At 62.0% G+C, this 1,293-nt stretch carries 1 protein-coding gene and 1 pseudogene; both read right to left on the bottom strand.

Annotated elements, in window-relative coordinates:
- The coding region (locus tag CQY20_RS35315) for a hypothetical protein (RefSeq protein WP_207767376.1) at positions 1-259 on the bottom strand (259 nt) is incomplete at its 3' end.
- Positions 260-1,065: 806 nt separating this feature from the next.
- A pseudogene (locus CQY20_RS33780) lies at positions 1,066-1,293 on the bottom strand (phosphoribulokinase); the annotation flags it as partial.

Genomic DNA, 1,293 nt, shown 5'->3' with positions numbered 1-1,293 from the left:
CGCCACACACCGCGAACGATTCAGCGGTTTGGTCGTCGCGGACTGCCCGCATCCGCGAGTGGCCGATGCAGCCGGGACAATCATCGATCCTCACTGTCCACCGGTGCTGGCCAACACGACCGCGCTGGTTTCTGAGAACACCGACATCGCTATCGGTCGGGCCAGTGGGCGATATGTTCATGGCCAGTTCCGACTCGCCAGACTGGCCAGGCACGTCGATCATCGAGTGGTACAGCTTGCGACCGAGATCGTGCTGCATGCACACAACCACCACTAGTCACGATTTGTGGGGGTCATGTCGTGGGATTCGTGAATTCGTTCCGATCGCGACACCACGCACGCAGTGAGGCTGAATCCCGCCGAAGACTCGACCGGGTGTGCGCCGGTCGAGCAGCTTCGACGGGCGGTAGTTTCTCGGCGCCCGCGGGCTCCTCTAGCTTGCATTCGATCGCCGTACTCTTGCCGTTCGGGAAGAAATTGGGGCAGAAGACCATTGGCGTTGTCTTTCGTGTCGCGCCGCGCCCCGGGTTCCCTGGATCGGCATAGAACACGTCGCCCTTCTGCGGAGCGCTCGGCTCCAACACGTCATGGCGGCCCATCCCCAACCCCCGGTCCACGTCAGAGTGTCCGCCCGGTGCGGTCGGCTGCCGCTGAATCAAGTTCAGCCGCAATGACAATCGTGGGATGTTGTTTCGGACGGTCTTGCGGCGCCGCGTGCGCGGCCGGCCGGTGTGCAGTCTTGCGGTCAACGCGCTGCTTCAACCCCACCGTTTCTGCCCCAGGTGCATTGCCGAGCATGGGGGTGTCCACCTGGCGCAAGGTCGCCGCACCCGGTCTGACCCATGGCGTTTTCAGGTAGGTGTCGACGATCCTTGCAGTATCACGAGTCCAACGCCGTTATGTGGTTGTGGGGGGTTGCTGTCCCTGGGTCCTCACCACCTGAGTCGCGTAGTAGCACAACTCGAATCGTTGGCCCTCGGCGCTCCAGGTACCAGTATGACAACCCTGGCATTGCTACCAGCGCAGCGATTGTGGATGGAAGTTCCACGCCTGACTTTAACTCCGTTAGGCACGGACCAGTTCGGCGTTGCGCCGTTCGATGAGCCGCAGAATCATCGGCGTGAAGATCAGCTGCATGGCCAGGTCCATCTTGCCGCCCGGGCAGACGATCGTGTTCGGCCGCGACATGAACGAGTCGTGCAGCATTGATAGCAGATAGGGGAAGTCGATGCCGTGCGGATCGCGGAATCTGATGATCAGCATCGACTCGTCGGCGGTCGGAATCTCCCGGGC

The sequence above is a fragment of the Mycolicibacterium agri genome, from assembly GCF_002553505.1.
Lineage (GTDB): Bacteria > Actinomycetota > Actinomycetes > Mycobacteriales > Mycobacteriaceae > Mycobacterium > Mycobacterium agri.
This window is presented reverse-complemented; position numbering and strand designations above follow the sequence as displayed.